We start from the raw sequence: 15,650 nt of genomic DNA, 5'->3' as shown, positions 1-15,650 counted from the left end.
TGATAAGATGAAAAAGACGATAATACTGCTAATTAGTATATTATTTCTAAATGTAGTTTCTGCTCAGAAATATAAAGTGTTTTCTCCTAAAGGTGATTTAGAACTATCCATTTCTATTGGAGATGAGATTTCATATACCGTTAAAAAAAGTGGTACTACTGTCTTAGAAAATAATACACTGGCTTTAAAGACTTCAGACCGTGCTCTTGGTGAAAAACCTAAAGTCAAAAGGAGTAAAACAATAAACGCTAATGAAGAAAGACAACCTAGAGTTCCTTTAAAATTTAGTACTCTTAAATATCAGTATAAGGGAATGCGCATAGATTTTAGAGGAGATTATTCGGTGGAATTTAGGGTTTTTAATGAAGGAGTTGCTTATCGATTCATCACAGATCTTAAGGGAGATATTGAGGTAAAAGCTGAAGATTTCACGGTGAATCTAGCCGAAGAATTTACAGCACATTTGCAGCAAACGCCTTCGTTTAAAACCTCATATGAATATCCATATTCACATATTAAAACATCAGAATTTACAGCAGGTTCTAATAGGTCTACGCTTCCGGTATTGCTTGAAAGCGATGCTGTTAAAGTCTTGATTTCAGAATCAGATTTGACAGATTATCCTGCTATGTTTTTAAATACCGAAAAGCCAAACACGCTTTCAGGAGATTTTCCTTTATATCCGTTAGAGTTTGGTGATGATGGAGATCGAAGTGTTAAGATTCTAAAAAAAGCAGATTATATTGCAAAAACTTCGGGTAAGCGATCCTTTCCGTGGCGATACTTTTTAATAACTACAGAGGATAGCGATATCTTGACCAATACGCTAACTACTAAATTGGCACAACCTAATGCTTTAGGAGATTTAGAGTGGTTAAAACCGGGGCAAGTGAGTTGGGAGTGGTGGAACGGTGCTTCTCCGTATCACGTAGATTTTAAAGCAGGTTTTAATGAAGAGACTTATGAATACTTTATTGATTTTGCTTCAAAATTTGAGATTCCATATATTATTATGGATGAAGGTTGGGCAAAGTCAACTACAGATCCCTACACACCTAATCCTAATATTGATCTTTTTGCCTTGATTGATTATGCTAAAGAGCGTGACGTAAAGATTGTTTTATGGCTTACTTGGTTAACGGTCGATAAGAATTTTGAACTCTTTGAAAAATTTAATGAATGGGGAATCGCTGGTGTGAAAATTGATTTTATGGATCGCAGTGATCAATGGATGGTGAACTATTACGAGCGCGTTGCTAAGGAAGCTGCAAAGCATGAACTTTTCGTGGATTTTCACGGCTCTTTTAAACCGGCCGGATTAGAACTTAAATACCCTAATATTATTTCCTACGAAGGAGTTTTAGGACTTGAGCAGATGGAGCGTGCTACACCAGAAAACAGTTTGTATTTACCATTTATACGCAACGCGGTTGGTCCCATGGATTTCACTCCTGGAGCGATGATTAATATGCAGCCGGAGATTTACTACAGCAGAAGGCCTAATTCTGCAGGGATGGGAACCAGAGCTTATCAGATGGCACTTTTTGTGGTTTTTGAAAGTGGATTGCAAATGCTTGCCGATAATCCTACCAACTATTACCGAGAAGAGGAGTGCACGAATTTTATTACAGATGTGCCTACAACTTGGGATGAGACTGTTGTTCTCGACGCAAAAATAGGGGAGTATGTTCTAGTTGCAAAGCGAAAAGGAGACACGTGGTACACTGGTGGAATTACAAATGGAAAGGAAAGTGAACGAGAATTTACAGTATCTCTTGATTTTTTAAATGAGGGTGAAACATATACGATGAATTCTTTTGAAGATGGTATAAATGCCGGAAGACAAGCAATGGATTATAAATTGAACCAAGCATCTGTTGATGCTAGAGATACGATTACAATTAAATTGGTAAGAAATGGAGGCTGGGCAGCATCCTTTAAGAGATAATCAGTATTGTAAAGTTTAGGATTAATCAATGTTATGGTTAATTTAAAGTTGACAAAAAGGAAAGAAAAAATGATAAAAAGAACACTGGTTTACATCCTATTTTTGCTTGTAACATCAATAAGTTTTAGTCAAGAACTAAGCTATAAAACTGTTAAAAATATTAGCTATTATCCTGATGAAACAGTTGGATTAACAGAATATCAAAGAGCACAATGTCGCTTAGATATTTATTACCCTGAAGGAAAAAAAGATGTTCCGGTTATTGTGTGGTTTCATGGTGGTGGTTTAACTGGTGGCGGTAAAGAAATTCCGCAGGCATTAAAGAATGAAGGCTATTGTATAGTGGGAGTAGGTTATAGGCTTTCTCCTAAAGTTAAAGCTGCTACGTGTATAGATGATGCTACTGCTGCAGTTGCTTGGGCTTTTAAAAATATAACAGACTACAACGGCGATCCAGACTCTATTTTTGTCAGCGGTCATTCAGCTGGTGGATACCTCGCTTTGATGGCGGTTATGGATAAAGGCCGATTAGCGAAATACGATATAGACGCCAATGATGTAGCCGGTCTTGTTCCGTTTAGTGGACATACGATAACACATTTTACGATTCGTTCTGAACGTGGTATTCCCGGAGAGCAACCTATAATAGACAAATTTGCACCTCTATATTTTGTGCGTAATGATGCGCCGCCTACATTATTAATTACAGGAGATCGCGAACTGGAGATGCTGGGCAGGTTTGAAGAAAATGCTTATTTCTATAGAATGATGAAGGTAGCTGGTCAAGAACATATTACTCAATACGAGATGCAGGGTTATGGTCATAATATGACGCATCCTGCTTTCCCACTGTTAATCAAATTTATACAAGAGCACAAGTGATTTCTTAGATATCGGACTTGCGAAAAATAAGAAAGGTCAATTTATTATTAAATATTATAGGATTAAACTTAGTAAAACCTTTTACTTGCCTTATTTTTGCAGGTTCAACGGAAGGGTATTATCAAAAGTTTTTAGAGTACCATACGAGATATGAAGAATATTTACGAAGATAAACGGATTGTAATGACGCTTGATGCGGGAGGAACAAATTTTGTTTTTTCAGCATTGCAATCTGGAGAAGAAATTATAAAGCCAATTACATTAGCTTCCAACTCAGATAATTTAGAAGTTTGTTTACATACAATAATTGAAGGTTTTAAAGAGGTTAAAAAGTCACTTGACTTCAAAGAACCAGAGGCAATAAGCTTTGCTTTCCCCGGTCCGGCAGATTACAAAAACGGTATTATAGGAGACTTGGTTAACCTGCCAGCTTTTAGAGGTGGTGTGGCTTTAGGTCCTATGCTAGAGGATATCTTTGGGATTCCTACACTTATAAATAATGACGGAGACCTTTTTGCTTACGGAGAAGCGGTTGGAGGGATGTTACCTACTATAAATAAGTCATTGGCAGAAGCTGGTCTGGGACGTACTTATAAAAATCTTATAGGTGTTACTTTGGGTACCGGTTATGGCGGAGGGATTGTTGTTAATAATCAGATTTGTTTGGGGGATAATTCCGCCGCAGGCGAAATCTGGCTTACGCGTAACTTTATTAAACCTAAAACGGTTGTTGAAGAAAGTGTGAGTATTAGAGCAATACAGCGGGTTTATACGGAGCATTCTGGTGATTATACAGTTTTTTCTCCAAGAGATATTTATCAAATTGCTTGTGGTGATGCTGATGGAAACAAAGAAGCTGCAATCGCGGCTTTTGAAGAAATGGCTGTTGCTGTTGCTGAATCTTTGGCTAACGTGATTGCCTTGATAGACGCTCCGGTTGTTATTGGTGGTGGTATTGCAGGAGCATCTCGTTTTATCATTCCTAAAATTATTGAGCATTTATCGGGGTCTATTTATGATTTGGAAGATAATGCAATGCCACGAGCTATTTCAGGTGTTTACAATACTGACGATCCTCAAGATTTAGCAGACTTTTTATCAGATTCTGAAACTGAGGTTAGCATACCGTTTAGCTCTAAAAAAGCCTTATATAATAAAGAAAAACGCATTGCAATTGGCGTGAGTAAATTAGGTACAAGCACAGCTGTTTGCTTTGGTGCTTATGCGCTGGCTCTAGATTTTCTAGACAAGACCAATTTATATGAAGAGATTGAACACACTGAATCGAACTAAAAAACCTGCTCGATAGAGCAGGTTTTTTAGTTAATATTTTTTGAAAATTACTCGATAATCGAGATTCAAAACCTCCAGGGCTTGCCCCAAGTGATTTACTTTCTAAGTGCTTTGCCGATTGCTTCAAGAGCTAAAGGCTCCATAACCTTATAACCGGCTTCGGTAGGATGAACACCATCATAAGAAAATTTTTCCGGCAAACCGTTTTCTTCATTGGCCATTTCTGAAAAATAATCAAGATATACAATGCCTTTTCCTTCACAATAATACTTAAGCATTGTATTGATTTTTAGGATAGGAGCAACAGATTCTATTTCTGGTTTCCACGGATAATTAGCTGCCGGAAGAATAGAAGAAATAATTACTTTGATTCCATTTGCTTCAGCAAGTTCTGCCATTGAAACGATGTTATCAAAAATCTGCTCTTCGGTCATTAGGCCTGTATTTCCGGCGATATCATTAGTTCCGGCAAGAATTACCACTGCAGCCGGACTTAAGTCTATTACATCTTGTCTAAAACGCAATAACATCTGCGGTGTTGTTTGCCCACTAATTCCGCGACCTATAAAATTATTTTCAGTAAAAAAATCAGCATCGCTGTTAACCCAACCTTCGGTAATAGAGTTTCCCATAAAGACCACGCGGTCCTCTTTAGCGTGTGTTGCATCTACCTGCGCATTTGCTGCTGCATAGCGCTTTAAATTAGGCCAATCTTGTGCCTTTAACTTAAAAATATTACCCCACACCATAAAAACAATACATACCGAAAGTTGAAAAAACTTGCTCATAAATTAGTTGTAAAGATTCTTGTTTGGCTTTCTGCTCATATAAAAAGTAAGCCTGCCACCATTCATAACCTGATCGTGTGTTATAAAAGGCTTGGTAAGTTCTTTACCGTTAAGTTCTACCTTGCGCACATAAACATTCTTAGAAGACTGATTTTTTGCTTCAATCTCAAAAGTATTCCCGTTATCAAGGTTTAACATTGCTTCTTTAACAGCAGGGCTTCCTAATGCATAATCTACAGATCCCGGGGCAACAGGATAAAAACCTAAACTGCTGAATAAATACCATGCACTCATTTGACCAAAATCATCATTACCACTCAATCCGTCTGAGCCGGTCATATATTTCTGATCTAAAATCATTCTGATTTTATCCTGAGCTTTGTATGCATCATCTGTCCAGTTATAAAGATAGGCAACGTGGTGAGACGGTTCGTTACCATGCACATAGTTTCCTATTATACCTTCGCGAGAAATATCTTCTGTATTTTCAAAGTATTTATCAGGTAATTCCATCGTAAATAAAGAATCTAAATGAGTGCTAAATTTTTCTTTACCTCCCATTAATTCAATCATTCCAGAAGGATCATGAGGTACATACAAACTATAATTCCAGCTGTTTCCTTCAATAAACCCTTGTCCGTGTGTATTTAATTCATCAAATTCTTTTTTGAAAGTCCCGTCACTCAATTTAGGACGCATAAAACCTATAGACTTATCGTAAACATTTTTCCAATACGTAGAACGCTCAATAAATTCGTCATAGATATCGTTGCGACCCAATTTTTTAGCTGCTTGTGCAATCGCCCAGTCGTCATACGCATATTCTAAAGTTTTAGATACTGAAGCGCCATCTTTATCTTCTGGCACATAACCACGATCTATATATTCTCCTATACCATCAAAATAGCGGGTTCTTGCTGTTTGTATACAAGCATCTAAAGCAGCATTTTGATCAAAATCAGCATTGCCTTTTACAATTGCATCAGCAATTACAGAAGCACTGTGATAACCTATCATACACCAGTTTTCATTAGCGTAATGCGACCAGATAGGAAGCATGTGATGTACACTTTGCTCCTGATGCACCATCATAGACTGCACCATATCCTGATTACGTTGTGGTTGCAATACATTAAATAAAGGGTGTAAAGCTCTGTAAGTATCCCAAAGTGAGAAACTGGTATAATTAGTAAACCCATCAGCTTCGTGAACATTGCGATCAAGACCCATATACTTACCATCAACATCCATATAAACAGTAGGGCCTAAAAAGGCATGATACATTGCAGTATAAAGGTTTACTTTATCAGATTCTTCTAAAGTTTCAACGGTAACTTTTTGTAATTCTTTATTCCAGGTTTCTTGCGCTTGTTGCTTAACAGCATCAAAATCCCAACCGGGAACTTCAGCTTCCATATTATTTAAAGCACCTGCTGTACTTACTGGTGATAAAGCCATTTTAACCTGAATAGCTTCATTCTCTTCGGTGTCAAAATCGAAGTAAAGGCGTAAGTCATTTCCAGCCATTTGCGGGAAATTATGATTCTGGTCAAAACGCCCCCAGAAACCGCGATAGACTTGTCCTTTTTGTTTTTCCTGACCGTAGCTTTTAAAGGCTTTGCTAAATGTCATCGCAAAATAAACCTTACGGGTACGAGCCCAACCGCTAGTTTGACGGTAACCGGTTATTGTAGAATCGTTTTCAACACGTACAATCGTCCAAACGTTTTTTTCATCATAATTGTAAATCCCGGCTTTGAGGTCAAGAATGATATGTGCTTCCTCACTTTCAGGAAACGTATATTGATGAACACCCACTCTGGTAGTCGCTGTCAACTCTGCTTTAACGCCGTAATCTTTTAAGTTTACAGAGTAATAACCAGCTTCAGCATTTTCCTCATCGTGAGAAAAGCGAGAGCGATAACCGCTGTCAGGATCTGTTTCGGTACCCGGATTAAGCTGTAATTTTCCAACAGTTGGCATCACTAAGAAATCACCTAGATCTGAATGGCCGGTACCGCTAAAATGTGTATGACTAAAACCTACAATGGTAGAATCTTCATATTGATAGCCTGCACAATATTTATAAACATCAGGATTGTATCTGCCGTTAACGCCATAAGGGATTGTATCTGTATCCGGACTCAACTGCACACTGCCAAAAGGAACAGTAGCACCAGGGTAGGTGTGTCCCATTTTTGCAGTGCCTATCATGGGGTCTACATATTTTACAAGGTCTTCTTGTGCCTGGGTATTAAAAACACCAGCCGCAAGTAAACTTGCGGCGGTGCATAAACTCTTTAATGTTATTCGTGTCATGTATTAAAAATCTCTAATTCTTTTATTATTCGTTTGAAAGTGAATACGGGTAAGCCGATTTTTTGGTTCCGCGTGATTTGTTAGGTTCATCACTCATTTCAAAATCTATAGTTGCCCCTTCAAGCAGTTCTTTATGGCTCAACCAGTTTTTATCATAGGTTTTGCCATCTATTTTCATAGATTCAATATAGCGATTTTCATCACTGTTTTCTGGAGCACTGATAACGACTTCTTTACCATTCTCAAGTTTTAAAGTTATTTCTTTGAAAAGCGGTGCGCCCATAACATACTCGTCTGTTGCCGGTGCAACCGGGTAGAAGCCCATCGCAGAGAATACGTACCAAGCAGAAGTTTGCCCGTTATCTTCATCACCACAATAACCATCTGGTGTAGCCATATACATGCGATCCATAGTTTCACGAGCCCAATACTGTGTTTTCCAAGGAGCACCTGCATAGTTATACAGATAGATCATATGCTGTATTGGCTGGTTGCCATGAGCATATTGACCCATATCTGCAATTTGCATTTCGCGTATTTCATGAATTACACCACCATAAACACTCTCGTCAAAAATAGGAGGCATAGAGAATACAGAGTCTAATTTCTTAACAAAATCTTTTTCTCCACCCATCAAGTCAACCAATCCTTGTACGTCGTGAAATACAGACCAGCTATAATGCCAGCTGTTACCCTCAGTAAATGGGTTACCCCATTTGAACGGATTGAAATCTTCTTGCCAGCTACCATCTTCGTTTTTACCACGCATTAGTCCGTAGCTTGGGTCAAAGAGGTTTTTATAGTTCATACTGCGTTCTTTGTATTTTTTGATCTCTTTTTTAGGCTTCCCTATCGCTTTTCCGAATTGATAAATCGCAAAGTCATCATAAGCATATTCAAGAGTTCTGGCAGCACTTTCGTTAATGCCCACGTCATAAGGAACGTAACCTAAATCATTATAATATGGAGCTCCAGCACGTCCTACAGCGGTAATAGGACCTTCATTGTTAGCACCATTAACTAAAGCATCCCAAAGTGTTTCTGTGTCATAACCTCTTAATCCTTTGATGTATGCATCTGCAACTACAGAAGCAGAGTTGTTACCTACCATAATATTAGCGTAACCAGGGCTAGACCATTCTGGTAACCAACCACCTTCTTTAAAGTCATTTGCAAGACCGGCCTGCATTTCTTTATTGATTGAAGGATATGCTAAGTTTAAGAATGGGTAAAGAGCACGGAAGGTGTCCCAAAATCCAGTTCCTGCAAACATATAACCCGGAAGAATTTTTCCGTTATACGGGCTCCAGTGTACGATTTCATCGTTTTCATTGATCTCGTATAATTTATTTGGAAAGAACAAGGTTCTGTATAAACAAGAGTAAAAAGTCCTAACTTGATCTATAGTACCACCACCTACATCAATTCGGCCTAATTTTTCATTCCATTGGTCGCGTGCATTTTGCTTGGTTTCTTCAAAGTCTTCATTGCCAATTTCTCGGGTAAGATTTAATTGTGCCTGCTCATAACTGATGAATGAAGAAGCTACTTTAGCATTTACAACAGCACCATCTTTGGTGTCAAAACCTACAATAGCACCGGCGTGGTTACCCTCCATTTCTGCCTGTCCTTTTGAAAGATTATCACCTTCCCAGGTATTTACATCGCTAAAGGGTGTATCAAACTCAATTACGAAGTAATTCTTAAAGTTGGTGTATTTACCACGTGCATATTTTGTGGTATATCCAATAATCTTATTTTCTTCAGGAATTACTTTAACGTAAGAACCTTTGTCAAAAGGATCAATAACTACATACGAGCTATCTGCCTTTGGAAAGGTCATTTTAAACTGTGCTGCACGCTCAGTAGGAGTAAGTTCTACAGTAACATCATGATCAGCTAGGTATACTTTATAGTAATACGGTGTTGATTCTTCCGCTTTATGCGAAAACCAACTTGCACGGTCATCTTGATTGAATTTCATTCCACCGGTTACAGGCATTAATGAAAACTGACCGTAATCATTCATCCAAGGTGAAGGTTGATGGGTTTGCTTGAAACCACGAATTTTATCTGCATCATATGTATATGCCCATCCATGTCCCATAGTACCAGTTTGTGGTGTCCATAGGTTCATTCCCCATGGCACAGCAACAGCAGGATAGGTATTTCCATTAGATAGGGCAGGGCTAGAATCTGTACCCATTAACGGGTTTACATAATCAACAGGATTTTGTACAGACTCTATGAGGTCGTCTTGTGCGTGTGCTGTGGTAAGCATAAGACCAGTACACAATCCTAAAATTATTTTTTTCATAAGTGTAAATTTACAATTAACAAGTTTAAAGGTTTATTTAGTGGGTTTCCACACGGTAGCGTTCTCGTTTTCTCCAATTACCGGAAATGAACTGATGCGTAAACGAGCTGCTCCCATTGGGATTAATTCTATTGATTCAGAAGGTTCTTCAGATTTTACAGGACTTGGTTGTAATTCTCCAGCAAGCCCATATTGATCTATAGTCCATTGTGTGATGCGTTTTCCTTTTGCTTTTATAACAATTGGAGCAGCATCAACTGTAAACGGATAATTATCTTTTGGCCACGGCTTTGTTTCTATAGTAAAAGAATCTTCAAGATTATTCTTGTCTAATATTAGTCCATAATTCCAAGGAGAAGTTGGGTGTATTTCAAAAGAAGGCCATTTTTTTACATCAGCGCCTTTTTGCCATTTTGAATCCCAAACCGCAGTTTTGGAGCTATTTTTTTTTGGATATTCTTCTTCAATCTTAAGCGAGAAAGTAAGCGGGCCATAATCAAGACTAACACTATTGTTATTGGCTTCCCACGTTCTTAAACCTAATTCCTTTGGAAGTGTTAGTGTTATTTTGTCACCATCATTCCATTCTCGATTAATACGTAAATAACTATTTGAAGTAGGATTAGCCTCAAGCTCTTTACCATTTAAAGCAACTGAAGCATCTTTTGCCCACGCGGGAATTCTGAAATACAACGGAAATTTAACCGATTCTGAGGTGTTTACTGTAAAATCTAAATTCTCAGTAAACGGATAATTAGAAGCATTAGTTACCGTCACTTGTTTACCGTCATTCACTTTTGCGGTAACAGATCCTGCTGCATATAATACTGCTGCTAGTCCGTTGTCTGGCGTAGCCATAAACAAGTTTTCAGTAAAATAAGCCCAGCCTTGCCCATGATTATGCTGGCAACAACGAGAACTGAAAGGATTCATCATTAAAAAAGGCCCGGAATTAGCAATTCCCGGACTGTGATTCTCATCATCATTTACAACCATATTTGGGCTAGTGATGTAGCGTAAAGACTTAAAATCTGGCATCAGAGCAGCAGTATAAGTGTTAAACGCAACTTCTTCGGCGTGATCTGCCCAGAAAATATCTCCCGTTATACGTAGTAGATGCTCATCAGAGTTCATTTGTTCTACCATTCCACAGGTTTCTACACCTTGACGCGGGTCGCTATATCCGGGGCGTGCGTTTTCGTCAGCACCAAACATTCCGCCAGGAACTTGCCCAAAATAATCTCTGATGATTTTAAAATTATCGTAAGTAGCCTGTAAATCTTCTTCGTTTTTACTCAGTTGATAGTATTGGGCCGGCTCTCTAAAACCTTGTGCGACATTCACATTATGCCAATCAACCAGTTTGCTAAACCAATCTGGAAATTCCATTTCCTTACGTGTTTCCTTATGACCATGAATTTCGTCTAAGGTGTTATCACGCTTCGTCCAGTCTGCATTAGTACGGTGAATTTTTTCAGCTAAATCTAATAAAAACTTATCACCAGTTCGATTGTATAACCAGATTACACTATACAGGTTATCACCACCTCTTAGGGTTTGCCAGTAATGAACTCCCGATAACATCTTGTCGTCAGGCACGTTATTTTGATATTTAAAATATTTTGTCATCAAATCAATCACACGTTCATCTTGTGTAACTTCATAATACGATTGCAGACAATACAACATAATCATATTTGACCAAAAATCTTGCGAGCCATCACGATCTGAAAACATTTTAGGGCCAAAATTGCCATCTTCACGCTGACTTTTTAAGGCTGCCTCAAACCAGATTTGTGATTCTTTGATCATAGAAGAATCTTGAAGAATATAGCCGGTATTTGCATAGCCTTTTAACCAATAAGGCACTTCTTCCCATCCCCAAGCACCAGTACCGTCATCAGATAGCCATGCGTTGTCCTCTTTTTGTAACCAAGCGCTTATTTCACCTAGATTACCCATAAGTCCGCCTGCTTGTCTTTGTAAACTTTCTTTAAGCCAGCTTTCTGGTTTTATAGCACCTAATGGAAGTTTGATCAGTGGACTTGGAGTGAGTGGAGCACGGTTACTCACATAATTAGTATTTGTGCTTTCAACCGAAGGAACATCAACTGTTGAAATGTCTATTTCATTTCTTTGTGAAGTATTACAGGAAATCACAAAAAGACAACTGGCAACGATAGCTAAATAATTTAGATTTTTCATTGAACGTGCTTTTTGAGATTATTTTAAAGGATCTGCAGAAACGCCTTCATTTGTAATTTTCACGGGTTTAATATGTCCGTTTTCATCAAAGTACATTTTGTCTATACATGTCTCCCGAGAGTTTTGATCAGTTTCATCAAGGGGTCTGCGGTGATAAACCATATAATAGTCATCAGAATTTTTATCGTGTATCACACTATGATGACCGGCACCAGTAGCAATATCAGGATCTTGTTGTAAAATTTTGTCTACCCGCTCAAAAGGACCAAAAGGAGAATCTGCAATAGCATAGGCAACACTATAATCTGGACCCGTCCAGCCACCTTCTGACCACATAAAATAATATTTACCATCTTTAATAAACATAAATGGTCCCTCTACATAACTTTCTGGTGTAACTTCTTTGAAAGTGCTTCCGTCTTCAAAAGGAATAAAACCGGTAAAATCATCATTTAATTTGGCGACGTTACAATGTCTCCATCCTCCATAATATAAGTAGTACGAACCGTCTTTGTCTTTAAAAACAAATTGATCTATAGGTTGTGCTCCATTATGAAATTTACCAATAAGCGGTTTTCCTAAATGATCTTTAAAAGGTCCTTCTGGCGAGTCACTAACTGCAACACCAATTCCGCCTAATTCATCATCACTTTGAATATCATTTGCACCGAAAAACAAATAATACTTATTGTCTTTTTCTATAATAGAAGGGGCCCACATTGCGCGCTTAGCCCATTTAATAGCAGAAGTATCTAGTACATGTTCATGCTTTGTCCAGTCTGTTAAATTTGAAGATGAGAAAGCGTCTAGATAGACTTGCTTATCATAAGGAGCAGAATAGGTAGGGTAAATGTAGTAAGTATCATCAAAAATAATTCCTTCTGGGTCTGCATACCAACCCGGAAAAACCGGATTATTATTTTGTGCGCAGCTGCTTGCTAATGTAAGTACAGTTATGAGGGTACAAAGTTTTTTCATAGAATTTAATTGAGGCTTTAAATATAAGCATATGTTAACGTAAAACGTTTTAGTGGCGGAAGATATTTTTGCTTTTAATGACATTTTAATTCTTTTTTGATGAATTATTAGTTTTTGTGCTTTTTTATAAAAAAAATCGCAACCTTAAAAATATAAATCCTGTTTGGGTGTTGCTATAAAAAAGTATGGGAAAAACTTATTCTACTTTCTCCAGCCAGTTACTTCTAGGATTTTATCAAAAATTGCAGTGTTTTCATAGATTCCATCAAATTGCTCTGCGCCGGGACCAAAGGCAAAAACAGGGATAAGTGTTGCAGAATGCCCGCCGGTTGAAAAAGTAGGGCCTATTTCACTATAGTCACTGTATTCGCTACCATCTTCTCTTTTCTTCTTTTTAGCTGCTAAAGTAAACCCTCCTGTCTCGTGATCTGAAGTGACAATAACAAGCGTATTTCCATCTTTTTCTGCGTAATCTAATGCAGCCCCTATCGCCTTGTCAAAGTCAAGAAGTTCTGCAATTAAATAGGGTGCGTCATTGTTGTGACCGCCCCAGTCTATTTGAGAACCTTCGGCCATCATAAAAAATGGAGAATTATCTTTACTCAAATACTGAATGCCTAAATCTATGGCCTTTACCAGAAAATCTCCACGGTCATCTTGCATTTTAGGCATTGCTCCCTCAGCTAATAGATACCCCACTTTTTTGTGAGAGCTTATTTTTTCAAAATCATCTAGAGCCGTTGTATTGATGGTATATTTATCTTCTTTAAAGCGGTTAAGCAGATTTTGATTGTCTTTTCTTTTATTAAAATACTGAAGACCTCCACCGGCAAAAAAGTCAACTTCAGAATTAACAAGATATTCTGCGATTTCTTCTTCAGAAGATCTGCTTGCGGTATGGGCATAAAAACTTGCGGGCGTAGCATGAGTGATTGAAGAAGTTGCTATCATTCCGGTTTTGATGTTTTTTTGAGAAACTATTTCTACTAAATTCTCTGCATCTGCTTTATCGTCATCTACACCTATAGCACCGTTATAGGTTTTAATTCCGCAGGCAAAAGCGGTAGCTCCCGCAGCAGAATCTGTAACATCTTCTTGAGAAGACGAAGTTTTTATAAGCCCGATGGTGTTAAACCGTGTATAATTGGGTTTTTGATCCTGATAATAAAAGGCTGAGGAGATTTGAGATAAACCTGTGCCGTCGCTAATTAATAGAATTACATTTTTTGGTGTTGAGGCTATTTTTTGTGCTTTCTGAGTTGATTTACAAGATGCCATAATAAAGACGAGGCACGTTAAAGCAATTCTGATAATTTTCATAAGTATTCGTGTTGGAGAGATTTAATATAAAAATATGAGTAATAGGTAATAACGTTTTAAAAGCGTTTAGTTATCTATTACTCATATAAAAAATTATTTAAATAAAGAGATGTAGATTAGAGCTGCATCCTTTATGAAAAATGTAGGCTACTATAATTTCCAGCCTTCCCGGTAATTACGTTTTACAAATTGATTAGCTTCTTCAAAATTTGTAACTCGCATTTTTTCAGCATCCCAAAGCATTTCTATATAACGACCAGGGTATTCAACTCTGCCGCCTTCTAGTTCTTTACGTACATCAAAACCTCTAATAGCAAGATTTGCTATCAATAAAGTTTCAGTCAATGGTCCTGCAACACTAAATGGAGAACTTACTTCTTTTTTGCCATAACCTGCAAGTGCAGCTTCTACCCATTGCGCATAATGCCCATTAGATTCGCCAGGTACGCGCTCGTATTTCTCTGAAACTTTAACCTGATCAGTTTTTGAAGTAGGTAAAAGTCGTGGGTTTTCAGAATACGTACCACACATCATTTTACCTTTGGTACCTATTATTAAAACTCCGTTTCCACCATCACCAAATACTTCATTAGGTCCCAATTCTTCTGGGCGTGCCGGTTGAATACCACCATCCATCCAGTGTAGTTTGATATCACCGTTAGTTTTATCAGTTTTAGGGAATGTCATTGTAACGTGGCTAGAAGGAGGACAGCTATCCGGGAAATATCCGCGTTTAAATTCATCTACATAAACACTTCCTACACTACACTGTACGTCTTTAGGATACTTCAGGTTAAGTACGCGTACAGGAACTTCAACAAGATGACAACCCATATCTCCTAACGCACCTGTACCATAATCCCACCAGCCACGCCAGTTAAAAGGAACCAAACCACCTACATAATCCTTATAAGGTGCTGTGCCTAACCATAGATCCCAGTCTAGCTCACTAGGTACGGTATCTGGAGTTTGAGGCCAAGGGATTCCCTGAGGCCAAACCGGTCTGTCTGTCCAGCAATAAACTTCTGTAACGTCCCCTATTAAGCCTGCATCAAACCACTCACTCATCAAACGGGTACCATTGTTTGAAGCACCCTGATTACCCATTTGTGTAACTACTTTATACTTTTCTGCTCCTTCAGTAAGTTGGCGCGCTTCATAAATATCATGAGTTAATGGTTTCTGAACGTAAACGTGTTTACCCATTTTCATAGCAGCCATTGCCTGTACCGCATGGTTATGATCTGGAGAAGAAACTGAAACTGCATCTATTTTATCGCCCTCTTTTTCTAGCATCTCGCGATAATCTTTATAATATTTTGCGCCAGGAAAGCGAGCACGAGAGTTTGCCGCTCTACGATCATCTACATCACACAAAAAAGCGATCTCAGCTTTGCCAGAATCTGCAAAACTTTTAATATCACTTTCTCCTTTTCCACCTACACCAATACCGGCAACTACTAATTTATCACTAGGTGCAGTAAAGCCTACACCACCTAATACGTGTCTAGGCACAATAGAAATACCTAGTGAAGCAATAGATGCTTTTTTAATAAAATCTCTTCTGTGACCAGAATGTGAATCTTTGTTTTCTTTCATG

Annotated in this window: 10 protein-coding genes; 3 read left to right on the top strand and 7 right to left on the bottom strand. The window is 38.1% G+C overall.

The window, feature by feature from the left end:
* Window positions 1-7: 7 nt before the first annotated feature.
* From BUB91_RS19635 to BUB91_RS19625, 3 genes are all read left to right on the top strand, one after another.
* Entirely contained in the window at window positions 8-1,948 is a 1,941-nt protein-coding gene (locus BUB91_RS19635) for a glycoside hydrolase family 97 protein (RefSeq protein ID WP_073100985.1), read from the top strand.
* Between the two features lie 69 nt (window positions 1,949-2,017).
* The gene (locus BUB91_RS19630) at window positions 2,018-2,830 is read left to right on the top strand and encodes an alpha/beta hydrolase (RefSeq protein ID WP_073101019.1); all 813 of its coding nucleotides are present in this window, start codon (window positions 2,018-2,020) and stop codon (window positions 2,828-2,830) included.
* A 150-nt stretch (window positions 2,831-2,980) separates the two neighbouring features.
* Window positions 2,981-4,123 carry an ROK family protein gene (locus BUB91_RS19625; protein WP_241652669.1) on the top strand — a complete coding sequence of 381 codons (1,143 nt, stop codon included), beginning with the start codon at window positions 2,981-2,983 and terminating at the stop codon, window positions 4,121-4,123.
* A gap of 95 nt (window positions 4,124-4,218) precedes the next feature.
* On the opposite strand, the gene BUB91_RS19620 is transcribed toward BUB91_RS19625, so the two are convergent.
* From BUB91_RS19620 to BUB91_RS19590, 7 genes are all read right to left on the bottom strand, one after another.
* A complete protein-coding gene (locus BUB91_RS19620) occupies window positions 4,219-4,911 on the bottom strand; it encodes an SGNH/GDSL hydrolase family protein (protein ID WP_073100983.1) in 693 nt (230 codons plus the stop codon).
* A 3-nt stretch (window positions 4,912-4,914) separates the two neighbouring features.
* Window positions 4,915-7,230, bottom strand: a complete 2,316-nt coding sequence (locus BUB91_RS19615) for a GH92 family glycosyl hydrolase (RefSeq protein ID WP_073100977.1) — start codon at window positions 7,228-7,230, stop codon at window positions 4,915-4,917.
* Between the two features lie 25 nt (window positions 7,231-7,255).
* Entirely contained in the window at window positions 7,256-9,547 is a 2,292-nt protein-coding gene (locus BUB91_RS19610) for a GH92 family glycosyl hydrolase (protein ID WP_073100975.1), read from the bottom strand.
* Window positions 9,548-9,580: 33 nt separating this feature from the next.
* Window positions 9,581-11,752: a beta-L-arabinofuranosidase domain-containing protein gene (locus tag BUB91_RS19605; RefSeq protein WP_073100973.1), complete on the bottom strand. Its 2,172-nt coding sequence runs from the start codon at window positions 11,750-11,752 to the stop codon at window positions 9,581-9,583.
* A gap of 18 nt (window positions 11,753-11,770) precedes the next feature.
* Window positions 11,771-12,730: a glycoside hydrolase family 43 protein gene (locus BUB91_RS19600; protein WP_073101014.1), complete on the bottom strand. Its 960-nt coding sequence runs from the start codon at window positions 12,728-12,730 to the stop codon at window positions 11,771-11,773.
* Window positions 12,731-12,931: 201 nt separating this feature from the next.
* Window positions 12,932-14,050, bottom strand: a complete 1,119-nt coding sequence (locus tag BUB91_RS19595; RefSeq protein ID WP_073100971.1) for an alkaline phosphatase — start codon at window positions 14,048-14,050, stop codon at window positions 12,932-12,934.
* A 150-nt stretch (window positions 14,051-14,200) separates the two neighbouring features.
* Window positions 14,201-15,649: a Gfo/Idh/MocA family protein gene (locus BUB91_RS19590; RefSeq protein ID WP_073100969.1), complete on the bottom strand. Its 1,449-nt coding sequence runs from the start codon at window positions 15,647-15,649 to the stop codon at window positions 14,201-14,203.
* Between the last annotated feature and the right edge of the window lies 1 nt (window position 15,650).

This window comes from Leeuwenhoekiella marinoflava DSM 3653 (assembly GCF_900129005.1).
GTDB classification, from domain to species: domain Bacteria; phylum Bacteroidota; class Bacteroidia; order Flavobacteriales; family Flavobacteriaceae; genus Leeuwenhoekiella; species Leeuwenhoekiella marinoflava.
Note: the sequence above shows the minus strand (reverse complement) of the source record. Positions and strands in the feature narration are given on the sequence as shown.